This window comes from Shewanella sp. S23-S33 (assembly GCF_043359565.1).
GTDB classification, from domain to species: domain Bacteria; phylum Pseudomonadota; class Gammaproteobacteria; order Enterobacterales; family Shewanellaceae; genus Shewanella; species Shewanella oncorhynchi.
This window is the reverse complement of the sequence record NZ_JBHFFD010000076.1, coordinates 99,819-114,258: the sequence shown is the minus strand read 5'-3', so window position 1 is coordinate 114,258 and position 14,440 is coordinate 99,819. Positions and strand designations below refer to the sequence as shown.

11 protein-coding genes are annotated in these 14,440 nt (G+C 45.3%); 4 read left to right on the top strand and 7 right to left on the bottom strand.

The window, feature by feature from the left end:
- The first annotated feature begins 306 nt into the window (after positions 1 to 306).
- Both ACHA99_RS22100 and ACHA99_RS22095 read left to right on the top strand, forming a co-directional pair.
- Entirely contained in the window at positions 307 to 1,179 is an 873-nt protein-coding gene (locus tag ACHA99_RS22100) for a hypothetical protein (protein WP_393944999.1), read from the top strand.
- Between the two features lie 182 nt (positions 1,180 to 1,361).
- Entirely contained in the window at positions 1,362 to 2,231 is an 870-nt protein-coding gene (locus tag ACHA99_RS22095; protein WP_393944997.1) for a hypothetical protein, read from the top strand.
- Between the two features lie 325 nt (positions 2,232 to 2,556).
- Here ACHA99_RS22095 and glnA read toward each other — a convergent pair whose 3' ends face one another.
- Positions 2,557 to 3,966, bottom strand: a complete 1,410-nt coding sequence (gene glnA, locus ACHA99_RS22090) for a glutamate--ammonia ligase (protein ID WP_113941334.1) — start codon at positions 3,964 to 3,966, stop codon at positions 2,557 to 2,559.
- Between the two features lie 1,010 nt (positions 3,967 to 4,976).
- Between glnA and typA the strand changes: the two genes are divergently transcribed.
- Positions 4,977 to 6,788: a translational GTPase TypA gene (gene typA, locus ACHA99_RS22085; RefSeq protein ID WP_105251119.1), complete on the top strand. Its 1,812-nt coding sequence runs from the start codon at positions 4,977 to 4,979 to the stop codon at positions 6,786 to 6,788.
- 115 nt (positions 6,789 to 6,903) lie between these two features.
- On the opposite strand, the gene ACHA99_RS22080 is transcribed toward typA, so the two are convergent.
- The 6 genes from ACHA99_RS22080 to ACHA99_RS22055 all read right to left on the bottom strand — a co-directional run bounded on the left by ACHA99_RS22080 (position 6,904) and on the right by ACHA99_RS22055 (position 13,382).
- Positions 6,904 to 7,926 (bottom strand): GGDEF domain-containing protein, encoded by a 1,023-nt coding sequence (locus tag ACHA99_RS22080; protein ID WP_393944994.1) that lies wholly within the window; start codon positions 7,924 to 7,926, stop codon positions 6,904 to 6,906.
- A gap of 195 nt (positions 7,927 to 8,121) precedes the next feature.
- Entirely contained in the window at positions 8,122 to 10,038 is a 1,917-nt protein-coding gene (locus ACHA99_RS22075) for an LTA synthase family protein (RefSeq protein ID WP_393944992.1), read from the bottom strand.
- Between the two features lie 260 nt (positions 10,039 to 10,298).
- On the bottom strand, positions 10,299 to 10,715 hold the full coding sequence (locus ACHA99_RS22070; RefSeq protein ID WP_105251122.1) for a hypothetical protein: 417 nt from the start codon (positions 10,713 to 10,715) through the stop codon (positions 10,299 to 10,301).
- A 282-nt stretch (positions 10,716 to 10,997) separates the two neighbouring features.
- A complete protein-coding gene (locus ACHA99_RS22065) occupies positions 10,998 to 12,212 on the bottom strand; it encodes a 4Fe-4S binding protein (protein ID WP_393944990.1) in 1,215 nt (404 codons plus the stop codon).
- A gap of 266 nt (positions 12,213 to 12,478) precedes the next feature.
- A complete protein-coding gene (locus ACHA99_RS22060) occupies positions 12,479 to 13,132 on the bottom strand; it encodes a DUF2959 domain-containing protein (protein WP_168826470.1) in 654 nt (217 codons plus the stop codon).
- Between the two features lie 28 nt (positions 13,133 to 13,160).
- Positions 13,161 to 13,382: a hypothetical protein gene (locus ACHA99_RS22055; RefSeq protein WP_006079786.1), complete on the bottom strand. Its 222-nt coding sequence runs from the start codon at positions 13,380 to 13,382 to the stop codon at positions 13,161 to 13,163.
- A gap of 81 nt (positions 13,383 to 13,463) precedes the next feature.
- On the opposite strand from ACHA99_RS22055, the gene ACHA99_RS22050 reads away from it, so the two are divergent.
- The gene (locus ACHA99_RS22050; protein WP_393944988.1) at positions 13,464 to 14,435 is read left to right on the top strand and encodes a virulence factor BrkB family protein; all 972 of its coding nucleotides are present in this window, start codon (positions 13,464 to 13,466) and stop codon (positions 14,433 to 14,435) included.
- The last annotated feature ends 5 nt before the right edge of the window (positions 14,436 to 14,440 follow it).

Here is a 14,440-nt window from a genome sequence, read left to right as displayed (position 1 = left end):
CTGATGAAGCAATTACCGGAGTCGGAACTCTTTTTATTGAAAAATGAGCGAATAGTTGGTCTCTCTAAAGTTGGTACCCGTGAAGGCGAATCTGCCCAACTGTCAGATTTTGCCCCTGAGAATACCCTGCCCAGTTAACGTTTTTTCTCGCGCCTGTTACTGGCGCTAATTACGACCATTATCTGGATACAGGCTAACAGACCTTTAGCGGCGAGGTCGTCAAGGGTGAGAAGACATTAAGTACGAGCTGTGTGGGTAGGTTAACGATGACCGTGCAGTCCGTGGGCACAGCAAAGGAATAGCTATATGAATAAGAGAGCAGCGCCGCAGCAGTTGGCGTCGACAGAGCAAGAGACACAACTGTTGGACGACAGTCGGTATGAAGACCTGCCGCGCAGTGAGTTCCTGCAATTACCCCAAGAGGAGCAAAGCCGGCTCAATAAGCTACGTCAGCAGCGGGTGCGTGAGGCACCGACCCTCTATGAGTGGGATATTCGGGTGGCGACTGTCTATGGTCTATTTTGGTTAACCTTCCTGATCCCGTGTGGTTGCTTAGCACTTATAGGGTGCTATTTGCTATCTGGCGATACTAGCTTGGGTATAGGGTTAATCATCATGGCTTTAATTATGTGCTTATCTGCTCGTTACCTCTGGTTTGCAGACAAACAGTACCATTATCGGCTCACCACCGAGGGGTTAGTTACCACCTATCATGATGCTATTCCGGATGCTGCCTACGCGGTAGTACGGGGGCTGGCTTGGTTTGGGGTGGTGGTTTGTATTGTCGGGGTGGCCTTTTTAGGCCCAGCCGTCTTAGTCGGCGCGGGTGGTTTTGCCGTGATGGCATTTTTCTTCACAGGTTTTAAAAATGTAGAGACAACTTATGAGAGCCCTATAAAAAATGGGCATCGTCATTTGATTAAGGTAACGCGGAATCGTCCATTTATTGCCTGCCAATCGGATGTACGAACAATGGGCTTACGCGCAAGCATTCGTCTTCATTGCCCATTGGATAAGATGCACACTATCTTGTCATTACAGATGACGCAGTTACCTGATTCTGAAATCCGTGTATTTAAAAATGAGCGCGTGTTAGATGGCGTACCATTTGCGTCATTTGAGTCAGGCGAACCTGCCCAACTGGCAGATTTTGCCCCTGAGAATACCCATGCCGTCTAACGCTTTCTTTCGCGCCTGTTATTGGCGCGAGATTCGGTGTCATCAGTGGCAGCTTTGCCACTAAGATGCTGGCAGGCCTTATAGCGGCAAGATCGTCAAGGGCGAGAAGACATTAAGTACGAGCTGTGTGGGTAGGTTAACGATGACCGTGCAGTCCGTGGGCACAGCAAAGGAATAGCTATATGAATAAGAGAGCAGCGCCGCAGTTGGCGTCGACAGAGCAAGAGACACAACTGTTGGACGACAGTCGGTATGAAGACCTGCCGCGCAGTGAGTACCTGCAATTACCCCAAGAGGAGCAAGACCGGCTCTACAAGCTGCGTCAGCAGCGGGTGCGTGAGGCGCCCACCCTCTATGAGTGGGATATTCGGGTGGCGACTGTGTATGGCATTGGGTGGATCATGGTCCTTATTCCGTGCGGGATTACGGCTCTAGTTGGGTTGGTGACATACTGGTATGGATTTGAGCAATGGTATTATTTTCTCATCATAGTGATGATTTTTGGGCCATTTATGCGCTACCTCTGGTTGGCCGACAAACAGTACCATTATCGGCTCACCACCGAGGGGTTAGTTACCACCTATCATGATGCTATTCCGGATGCCGCCTACGCGGTAGTGCGGGGGCTGGCTTGGTTTGGGGTGGTGGTTTGTATTGTCGGGGTGGCGGTGTTAGGCCCAGCCGCCTTGGTCGGCGCGGGTGGTTTTGCTGTGATGGCATTTTTCTTCACAGGTTTTAAAAATGTAGAGACAACTTACGAGAGCCCTATAAAAAATGGGCATCGTCATTTGATTAAGGTAACGCGGAATCGTCCATTTATTGCCTGCCAATCGGATGTACGAACAATGGGCTTACGTGCAAGTATTCGTCTTCATTGCCCATTGGATAAGATGCACACTATCTTGTCATTACTGATGACGCAGTTACCTGATTCTGAAATCCGTGTATTTAAAAATGAGCGCGTGTTAGATGGTGTACCATTTGCGTCATTTGAGTCAGGCGAACCAGTCCAATTGTCAGATTTTACCCCTGACAATACCCAGCCTAGTTGAATAAAGCGTGGACACTTAACAATAATGGCGCGGTAGTTAACTTCCGACTATATAGGTGGTTTTATGCCGCACCCTTGTTTAATTTAGATCGGTTTTTAACCATCTATCTCTATTGTTGCTGTTGTCGCGGTGTCTGGCGTGCCTTCTCTGAATGATAAAAGAGTGGTTGGCGATGATGCCTATTTAGAGAACAACGCGACGATTGAATCTGAATAAAAGTTGTATATACCTTCAAAATACAAAAAGCCCCGATAGCGTTGCTATCGAGGCTTTTATATTTTCTGTATCAATTACATAAAGCGAGCCGGTTGTATAGCGATAGCCATTACAGGCTGTAGTACATTTCAAACTCAAGTGGGTGAGTTGTACGTGCTACGCGCTCAGCTTCTGCTGTTTTCAGTACGATATAAGATTGGATGAAATCTTCACTGAACACGCCGCCTTTAGTCAGGAACTCATGGTCAGCTTGCAGATTTTCAAGGGCGTTTTCTAATGACGTTGCCACTTGTGGGATTTCAGCCGCTTCTTCTGGAGGCAGATCGTACAGATCTTTGTCCATCGCTTCACCTGGGTGGATCTTGTTTTGGATACCGTCAAGACCCGCCATCAGCAGCGCTGCGAAACCTAAGTATGGGTTTGCATGTGGATCAGGGAAACGTGCTTCGATACGACGGCCTTTAGGGCTTGGTACCACTGGAATACGGATTGATGCAGAGCGGTTACGGGCAGAGTAGGCCAACATAACAGGTGCTTCAAAGTGTGGCACTAAACGCTTGTAAGAGTTAGTGCTTGGGTTAGTGAAAGCGTTCAGCGCGCGAGCGTGCTTGATGATACCACCAATGTAGTACAGCGCCGTTTCACTTAAACCTGCGTATTTGTCGCCAGCGAACAAGTTAACACCGTCTTTCGCCAGAGATTGGTGAACGTGCATGCCGCTACCGTTGTCACCAACGATGGGTTTAGGCATGAAAGTCGCCGTCTTGCCGTAAGCGTGTGCCATGTTGTGCACTACGTACTTCAGAATTTGGATTTCATCCGCTTTCTTAGTCAAGGTGTTGAAGCGAGTGGCGATTTCGTTTTGACCTGCAGTCGCCACTTCGTGGTGATGCGCTTCAACCACTTGGCCCATTTCTTCGAGCACTAAACACATAGCGCTACGTAGGTCTTGTGATGAGTCAACCGGTGCAACTGGGAAGTAACCGCCTTTAACAAATGGACGGTGACCTGTGTTGCCGCCTTCGTAGCTAGTGCCTGAGTTCCAAGCCGCTTCTTTAGCGTCGATCTTAACGAAACAACCTGACATGTCAGTACCGAAACGGACATCGTCAAATAGGAAGAATTCTGGTTCTGGTCCAATCAATACAGTATCAGCGATACCAGTAGAGATCAGGTAAGCTTCTGCTTTTTTAGCAATTGAGCGTGGGTCACGGTCGTAACCTGTCATAGTACCGGGTTCAAGAATGTCACAACGGATCAGCGCTGTAGTTTCTTCGGTGAAAGGATCCAGTACAAATGTCGTTGGATCTGGCATCAGTACCATGTCTGATTCGTTAATGCCCTTCCAACCAGCGATAGAAGAACCGTCAAACATTTTGCCGTCTTCGAAGAAATCAGCATCTACCTGATGAGAAGGAATAGATACGTGCTGCTCTTTACCTTTAGTGTCGGTAAAACGTAAATCAACGAACTTAACTTCTAATTCTTCAAGTTGCTTTAAAACTGATTCAACTGACATTCTCAAGCCTCCGGTAGGGTAAAGGGATGCCCCTTCTATAATCTTTTAACTCAAGTGATTTATCTTGAGCCAAACTTACGAGCTATAAAGCGATATCCATGCCAATAATTTAACTTACTGATTAACATGATTTAAAATCTTTGTTGCACTTAATTGGATTCGCGCGTGCACCATAATGGTGCTTTTGTCTGTGGCATTTTGGTGCATTACTCCATTTTGGTGCGCACTGAATTGATTCATGCAAACCTTAAGCTGGGATGCACAGCGATAACATGCACCGCTTATATGGCACTGAGATGGCAATGACGCTTTGGCTTTCACTATCTCAGTAAGTACCGCCTCTGTGAAGCTCGCACATACTTGCAGCACTGCACGGGACTATTTATCACCGCATAACCGCCGCATAATTGTCATAAAACCACGCTAGTCTGTCCAACTATGCCACGCATTATCAATCCAATAGTGGTTTATTATCATATTATTAGGAAAGAGTTCGTTCTCATGTGCGAAATGTCTTTGCTGTTCACAGGCCAAGTGAAATCAGTGATGCGTAAAAAGGTATCCCGTGACAATGGAGTGAGTCTTCATGCCATCGGGTGTAAACGCCAACATGAACGTTAGATTAAGTGTGCCGCAGAATTTATTGCAGTGTGTTCACGTGGTAATTTCTCTGTGTCTAAGTCGATTTTGCTGATGCTTAAATCGACATTAGCAGTGCTAACATTGAATACGAAAAATAGCAAATTCAGCTGCTTAACTCAGATTTTTCCTATGAATATGGCAATTAAACAGAGCGTTAACTCTGGCTACAGAGGATTTCATTCAGTGGATGATTGGCGGAAATTACCCAAGGATTGGCGGATTGTTTTATAAGTGTTCAAAAATAATCCTGTGCGCCAAGGCCGCTCTGGAGTAGAATGGCACGCTTTTTATTGTGGTAGATCGAGCTCGATCACCATAACGAATTACTGAAATATCCCTATTTTTGTTTGATGGTAAGAGGTTTATCCGTGCTAGAGAATTTACGTAACATCGCCATTATTGCACACGTTGACCATGGCAAAACGACCCTGGTAGACAAGTTGCTGTCACAGTCAGGCACCCTTGCAACCCGAGGAGAAGCCACTGAGCGGGTGATGGACTCCAACGATCTTGAAAAGGAACGTGGGATCACGATTCTGGCAAAGAATACTGCCATCAAGTGGAACGACTACCGTATTAATATCGTTGATACCCCAGGCCACGCCGATTTCGGTGGTGAGGTTGAGCGTGTTCTGTCTATGGTTGACTCAGTATTATTGCTAGTTGATGCCGTTGACGGTCCAATGCCACAAACTCGCTTCGTAACGAAGAAAGCGTTTGCTCAAGGCCTAAAGCCAATCGTTGTTATCAACAAAATTGACCGTCCAGGTGCACGCCCAGATTGGGTTATTGACCAAGTATTCGACCTGTTCGATAACTTAGGTGCAACTGACGAGCAGTTAGATTTCCCAATCGTCTACGCTTCTGCGTTAAACGGTTTTGCAACTTTAGATCCGGATGTAGCGAGCGATGATATGACGCCGCTGTTCCAAACTATCGTTGAAAAAGTATCTTTCCCAGATGCTGACGCCGAAGGCGCGTTCCAGATGCAAATTTCGCAAATCGACTACAACTCATACGTGGGTGTTATCGGTATCGGCCGCATCAAGCGTGGTAGCGTGAAAACGAACCAACAAGTGACTATTATTGGCGCTGATGGCAAAACTCGTAACGGTAAAATGGGCCAAGTATTAGGTTACATGGGTCTAGACCGTACTGAAGTTGAAATTGCTAACGCTGGCGACATCGTTGCTATCACTGGTTTAGGCGAGCTGAAAATTTCTGACACTATCTGTGCCGTTGGTGCAGTAGAAGCTATGCCACCTTTGACTGTTGATGAACCTACTCTGACCATGACTTTCCAAGTTAATACTTCACCTTTTGCAGGTAAAGAAGGTAAGTATGTGACTTCACGTAACATTCTGGAGCGTCTGCAAACAGAATTAGTCCACAACGTGGCACTGCGTGTTGAAGAAACAGAAAGTCCAGATCGCTTCCGTGTATCTGGCCGTGGTGAATTGCATTTATCAATCTTGATTGAAAACATGCGTCGTGAAGGTTACGAGTTAGCCGTATCACGTCCAGAAGTTATTCTGAAAACTATCGACGGTGAACTGTGTGAGCCATTTGAAACCTTGACTGTTGACGTTGAAGAAGAAGATCAAGGCACAGTAATCGAGAAATTAGGTACCCGTAAAGCTGAAATGAAAGACATGCAGCTTGATGGTAAAGGTCGTGTACGTATCGACTTCATCATCCCAAGCCGTGGTTTAATCGGTTTCCAAACTGAGTTTATGACAGCGACTTCTGGTACTGGTCTAATTTATCACTCATTCGACCATTATGGTCCGCACAAAGGTGGCGATATCGGTCAACGCGCTAACGGCGTATTGATCTCTAACGCAACGGGTAAGGCTCTGACCTTCGCACTGTTCGGTCTGCAAGATCGCGGTCGTCTCTTTATCGGCCACGCCGCTGAAGTATACGAAGGCCAAGTGGTTGGTATTCACGCTCGCTCAAACGATCTGACAGTTAACTGTTTGAAAGGTAAGCAGCTGACCAACATGCGTGCTTCTGGTACTGACGAAGCCCAAGTGTTGACTACGCCAATCACAATGACACTTGAGCAAGCGCTTGAGTTCATCGATGATGATGAATTAGTTGAAGTAACGCCTAAGAACATTCGTGTTCGTAAGAGACACTTGACTGAAAACGATCGTAAGCGCTTTAACCGCGGTTAATGCCAGCCTGTTAATTTAGGTGACACGCCCTTAAGGTGAGTCAATCGGTTTAAAAAGCCCTGCATAGGAAACTGTGCGGGGCTTTTTGTTGGGATAAATTGAGTAATATGTATTATTAGTCCTCATCCATCACCCGTATGCAATTGCGACCAGCGGATTTTGCGCGGTAGAGGGCGGCGTCCGCTTGGCGAACGAGTTCTAAAGCATTTTGTTTGTTAGAGGGTTGCAGATAGGCGACGCCTGCGCTCACTGTCACAATCCCAAGGTCGGTATTTGCATGCGGAATGGCAATGGCTTGGATCAGCTGATGTATATGCTGCGCTGTCTCAAGTACGGTTTGATTATCGACATTTGGTAATAGAATGACAAATTCTTCGCCCCCGTAGCGAGCGACTAATTCGCCCGCTCTGCGACCGGACTGGGACAGTGTACTCGCTAATTGTTTAAGGCAATCGTCTCCGGCGAGGTGGCCATAGTGATCGTTAAATTGTTTAAAGTGGTCAATATCGAGCATGATGAGGGCCAGTGAGGAATTACTCCTTTGTCCTCGACTCCACTCTGTTTGTAACATCATGTCAAATAGGCGGCGATTGCCTATATTGGTTAAACCGTCGGTATTGCTGAGTATTTCAAGTTGCCTATTGGCTTCTGCCAGTTCACTGGTTCGAGCTGTGATCATGGATTCAAGTTCGACGTTACGTTCCTCTAATCGCGCGATCGGGTAAATTTCCCCTTTGTGGGCTAAGCCGTAGGGGATGGATATGCCACTGTGGACAATCATCCAGTCGTTGTTTTCTCGGTGAAATATCAACACTAGCCGTGCTGTCTCGCGGGAAAGCATAGGATTAGGGATAGGTAAGTGGATATGGAAAAAGGCAGTCACAACCACGAGGTTGTCGGCAAGATCTTGTAAAGAAAGATCTAACATTTCGATGTGGATTCGCTCAGGCACTTGTGCAAAGTCCTGACGAGTGATTCGCACCCATTCTTCCCTGCTGGTGACAAGCTGGTCACTGCTCCCTGCATAGCCGCTAAAGTTATCACTAAAGCGACGAGTTAGCCTGTCATCACGGGAGGCATACATCTCAATATATTCGTCAAATAACGAATGGATCAATTGCTGTCGGTCGGGTCGCATAGGTTAGCTCCGTTGGGGAACATAAAACCATTTTCCTAATATCCGTATAGGAATATTATCTGCGATAAAGTCTAGCTGTTGCCTGATTGTAATCAATTTTATGACGTATATATTAAAAATACTGCAGAGAGTGATGTAAGCCATTATCTGCAGTATGGTCTGTGAGACAAAATTGTTTTGCATTCACTTAATGTATCATTTAGCCCAAGTATTATTTAACACAGCCTGTTGGGATAGTTGGAATTCAAGTTTTAGTTGTTCTGCATACTTAGGAGCATCATTTTGAGTAAAATCTGCACTATCACTCTCTGATATGATTTTATCTCCCGCAATTAAAAACGAACCTGAGTTAGTAAATGCGCCTAGTAAGTCCCCTTTTACGACTATGCTGTAGGGTTTTCGGTCTCTATAAAGTGATCGTCCAACAGATGCGAACTCGTTATTAAAACCGAGTAAATCAAAAGCTGTAGGTAAAATATCTAGTTGGCTTGCAAGTATTTTATGCCGTTTAGGGGCTATGTTTTGCCCTGGACGGTAAATCCATAACGGAATATGGAATGCACTTTTTAAGCCCGGCGTTTTCGTATTGAACAAGGTATGATCTGCTAAAATCATGAAAGTCGTATTTTCGTACCAGTCCTGCTTTGAAGCTTCTGTAAAAAATGCTTTAAGAGCTTCATCTGTATATCTAACAGTGTTCAAAAAATCTGTAAATGTATCTTGGCCATACGGATAAACCTGTAAGTGCTTCGGTGTTTCTACGTATGGCATGTGGGTGGTGCCTGTAAATGAAAAACTGATAAAAGGTTTGTCACTTTTATTGGCCAGTTCGAGTGTTTTCATTAGCATTTCATAGTCCCAACCAAATTGAGCACCATCGGGATCGGGATAATCTGTGCGGGTAATGGGGATATCACTGCGACCTAAATATTGCTGAAAACCCGTATAGTTAGCGATGGAATCTAGGCGAATGGAATCGCGTTTTGAGCTTTGCAGCATTTGGGTTTGGTAGCCGTGTGACTGGGCGATATTACCGATTTTTGTGAGGCGTGATAATTCGAGACCACCACCAATATAGCCCACACTTTCTAGGGGCGGTAGGCCGAATAAGCTGGCTTGAACCCCTAAATTACTGCGCTGACCGACGGCGTAAAAATTGTCATATACTTCGGCTTTTTTAGATAATTCATCTAAAAATGGTGTGACTCTATAATCTGATCCGGATAGGCCATCGACATAGGCGTAGCTCAATGCTTCAACTAAAATAATGACTAAGTTACGGCCATTGGGGCTATTTTCAGGGAATTGACTGAGAAATGGATATTGATATGCTTCATCTTCAGTTTTGTTCAGACGGGCTGCAAGCTGTTCTGCGTTGAAATATTTGTAATCTGTGCGTTGGTAGCTCTGTGCTGTTCCTTTGGCCCCCGTGTAAATGCCATTTAATATCAAATTAGCTTGCTGCTCATTCTGGCTATCATAGGCATCGATAATCCCTAATGGCTTACCGTGTAAGTCTAATCCGCGCATGCACAGGATCAATAAGGGTAATGCGAGTAAAAATGTACCACATTGAGCTAGAAATGATTTATGCGGTTTGGTGACATAGAAAAGGGTACGCCATTTTTTTAGCCAAAAAAGGATGGCTGAAATAACTAACACTAAGCTAAATATGGTCAGAGCAAGATGATCTTTGACTAGAAACGGAATAATAAATGATGTCTCTGTCATGAGTAGAGGCAGATCATTAAATGTGTGTCTGTTTACTACCCCAAAATAGATGAAATCACCCATCAGTGCGATGGTCGATAGCATCAGCATAACTAGACCTAGTTGCAGTCCAGTTCCTTTTATCATTGAGGCAATTCGTCCCTTTGCTGGGGTTAATATGAGTAAGGTCGGCAATAGCAGCACATAGCTTGCTGTCATTAGATCAAATCTAACTGAAGTGAACAGTATCGTCATGACATCGATACTTCCCGCAAAATAATCGTGATACGCAATGTAATTGGCTAAGCGGAAACAGGCGAGAATGAATAACATTGAGACATAAAGAAACAACACACTGCGAAATTGACTTAACTTCATACGATTAATTTGATCATCAGACATTGAGAAATGGCGCATAATAGCACAGCAGTCGTCACGAGTTCAAAATCAGGCAAAGCTCGTTGGTATTGCTTAGCGGGGGTTGCTGATGAGAGGTTACTGGATTGCGTTAGCTGAGTGTGTCACTAGGCGGCACGTGAGGTCTTTTCTGGATAGCATTACTTGGCAGTGGCTTTATTGCTGACGCTTATCATCGTTGTGGTGCGGCCGAGGACGTCGGGATACTCGATAGGACTTAGAGCCCTATCGAGTGAGCGTCAAGCTTATGACTTAGCTTTATCTGCCAATTTTACCGCATTGACACTTTCACCTTTGAAGCTGATAGTCACATTTTTCTGAGCGACTTCATTATCTTTCAGCAAAGTCTTAGTGGTTTCTGCCAGCATTGGAGAAGCTGCATTTAACGCACTAAGATCATAGGCCCAAACTTCTAGATCCGCTTCATTATAAGTGCTAGCAGGCGCACCTAATTTTTCAGTGATTGTTTGCTTGGTTGAGCCTTCTTTAATGCCGAATGTATTTTTAATCGCTTCATTCGTTGCGCTGTCTAACGCATTGGTTGCCGTATCATTCACTGTGTCAGTGACAGATTGAGTTGCTGATTTAACGATTGAATCGAATGGGCCAGCATAAGCAAATAATGGTAGAGCAGTAAGAGCGATCAATAATGATTTTTTCACACAATAATTCCTTTGGTTAATACATTCCTTTATTAAATGCGCGCGAATTAGACCAGTAATTAGATTTTGTGTCAATTAAGCATCTGTTCTATATGATTTTATTTTAATCCTTTCAGATTATTCCTACTAAGTTGGTCAACCTTTAGTTGTACCTAAAGGTTTCCATTTTGAGGTTTGCTAGTCTTATCTGCTGCTGTTTTCCAATTTCGTTAGTGTTTTATTCCATCGCAATTGGATCCCATTATATGTGTCATTTTAGGTGTTCTAGTGATGTCGCGCGTTCTAGTGCCCAATTCTATTAATCACTTGGATCAATTCCATGCGGATGTTGTCTGGTGTTTGGCTATGCCAGAACCCCGCTAAGTAAGCGCCCAGCGGTAGGATGAATAATGCGATGAGCACTAATGCGAGCAATCCCTTATGACCGAGTCTGTGGCCAGATTTTAGTCCAAGGCCGAGGGCGGCGGATTTAGGGCAAGCCGCGACACAGCGCATGCAGGCTTGGCACTCGTCACTGCGAACCGTTGTTTTAGTGTGCACTATGATGTTTGCTGGGCAAGCGCGGGTGCACTTGTCGCATTTCATCCCTTTTGCTTCGATAAGGCAGTGCTGGGTATTGCGGCGAATTTTTAATGGGCTCGCAAAGCTTAAGATCCCAAGCATAGCACCATAGGGACACAAGTAACGGCAGAATCCCTGACGACGCCATGCCGCTAAAGCGAGGATCAGCGTAAATACCAGTAGCGTGATTAGGCTGGGTGTTAGGAAGAACAATGCCATCTTCAAGTCGGCAATCTTATGATAATTACCTTCAAGATAATGGGGGATGGATTGTGCTGGCATACCAATGACTATGTAGCAAAGTGCTAGGAGTAATAGATATTTCAACATTCGCAGTGGCCAATCTAGCCAAGCGGGTGGTGTAAGCTCTGATTTAATAAAGCGTTTTCTAAAGGAATACAGATATTCCCCTGCCAGACCTAATGGGCAAGCCCAACCGCAAAATGCCCGCTTGCAGAGTAAACCTGTGAGTAATACCGCCGCTAGCATGACTGCTGCCGCAGGATGGGTTTGATCCCACAAATTGAGGCTGATAATGGCTTTAAGCTCAATGCCACCCGCAATCGGTAAAAAGGCATCGACTACGTCTGGGCGCATTAGCCAAGGTGTGATTCCTTGCTTAAGCAGTACGGTATTGATTGTGTATTGTATGGCAACCAGCAAGAGCGATAGCGCTAAAACATGTTGAGTCCCTTCACGAAGGGTATTGATTTTAATTTCACCCTTGAGTGCATCAGGCGCAAATTTATGCCCAAGTAGCATCAGTGGTAGTGCAATAAGAAGCCCGAGAGCCAGTGGCCAATAAAGACTCATTGCCACCGCACCGATACTGAGCAACAGAGTGGCGACAGCGCCCCATTTCTGGCCGCTCCAATAGCTGAGGGAGGCGAGATACATGAGTGCCAACATCAGCGTGAGTGATTCGATAAAAGTCATAGTGATGAATACAGCTAATAAGTTACAAGTACAGGCTCTGAGTGGTGAACTGAGGATAAGTTTTTGAGTAATAAGTGAAATTGTGCGTCAGATCTAAGATTCGCGCTATCAATCAATTAAAGCGCGCCATAGCTCACAAAGCTAAGTGTTTTAGTCTTGCACAAATAAAGTATGGCTTGCAGGGACAGCGTGCGAGGTCACACAAAGAATAAAAAGCCCCAGCAATTTATTTTGCTAAGGCTTAGGCGTTCAGTGGGGCATTTGGATTAATTTTTTGATTTTTCGAGTGCTTCGATAAATTTGCTCGATTCGTTAATCGAGGTGTTCATCTCTTTAATCAGGCCAGAAATATCGGTCTGCAGACTCGCAAATTCGCTTTTAATCGCACCAATGGCTTGGGCGTTCAAGTTATGCTTGAGATACAGCATATTATCTTTCATGGCGGTGAGTATCGGCGGCATTTTTGACTCGGCACGGCGCATACTTTTAATCAATTGTTCATAGGCGCGGCGCGTTTCTTTGAGTTTAGTTTCACTGTTGCGGCGTAGGTTGGCTTTACTGATCTCGCTAATTTCATTTTGCCACTCATCGAACAGTGCTTCGGCTACATCTTCGACTTTATTGATGCGGTTGCTGACGTTGTCGGCGGCACTTTGAGCCGATTCGTATTCATCTTTGGCTCTGCTATAGGCTTTTTCTAAGTTGCCATCACTGTAATTGAGCAGCGCTTGCATTTCTTCTAGGGCTGAGCTGAACTCTTTTTGAGCATCCTGTTGGGATTTTTTCGCATCTTTAACTCTGTCGACCATAATATCGCGTTTATGGTAACCGACCTTTTCCATTGCGCCGTAGTAGGCACTCTGGCAACCACTAAGCAGGAGACTTGTGGCAATCAGCCCTGAAGCTATCAGTCTTTTCATTGGGTGTTCCGTCGCTGAATGAAATTAATTAATCGGCTTTAAATCGAGCCGCATCGATAATGCTCCACAGATGAAAGATAGCACCTATTACCGCGGGCACAATCAGCCACCAGAGGGCATAACCCACCACTGTGATAATGAAAAATAACAGTGCGGCCATTATTCTGCCTTGCAATAATTGGCCTAGCCCAGGAAAAAATAGGCTAGCAATAGCAGAAATAACGTTACCTGCAGATCCTTGTTGAGACATCAATTCACTCCTTAGACTTGTAAATTAAGTGTTTATTGTACGAAGATAACGAGTCTATACCAACAGAATCAAGAGAAACCCGTGACTAAGAAGATAGAACTGGCACAAATTCGCGCCTTATTCCTCGGGATCTGGCACTTCCTGCTGCATTTGAGACGGCGTTTAGTTGAAGATCAAATCAATATTCGCGCCGGACATTTAGCCTATGTCACACTGTTGTCACTCGTGCCTATGGTGGCGGTGACTATGTCTATGCTGTCAGCTTTTCCGGTATTTAAGGGGATACGTGGACAGATAGAAGGTTTCGTTTATCAGAATTTTTTACCTGCCGCTGGCGATACTGTGCAAGTGTATATCAATGAGTTTGTGGCCAATGCCTCTAAGGGGACTGCGGTCGGGATTGCGGCCTTAGTCGTGGTTGCCATTTTGCTAATTTCCGCCATTGATAAATCGCTCAATAACATTTGGCGTACTAAAGAGAAGCGTTCAGTGGTGGTGGCTTTTTCTATGTATTGGATGGTCATCACTTTGGGCCCGGTATTGGTGGGGGCCAGTTTGGTCGCCACTTCCTACGTGGTGTCATTGAAGGTCTTTGACGGTCAGTTGTCGGGTGTGGTGCCCGTGTTTCTTGAGCGTTTACCTATGCTTTTCTCTGTGGCGGCATTTTTGTTGTTGTATATGGTGGTGCCTAATCAAAAAGTGAAGTTTCTACATGCACTATTAGGGGCGATTGTTGCCGCAATCTTGTTTGAGTTAGGTAAAAAAGCCTTTGCTTTGTATGTCACTCAGTTTCCGAGTTATGAAGCGATTTATGGTGCTTTAGCCGTGATCCCCATTATCTTTGTCTGGGTGTATTTATCGTGGATGATAGTATTACTCGGCGCGGAAATTACCGCCGCTATGCCTGAGTATTTAGATTATGAGTCGAGCTCAGATGATGACGAAACCGTTCTGAATGCTAAGCCCCTAGAAAATGCCTCCCAAGAAAATTCCGCTGCGGTGTTAACTTCGGCTGAGGTGACGGCACTCAAGGCGGTGGCTAAATCTGAATGACGCCA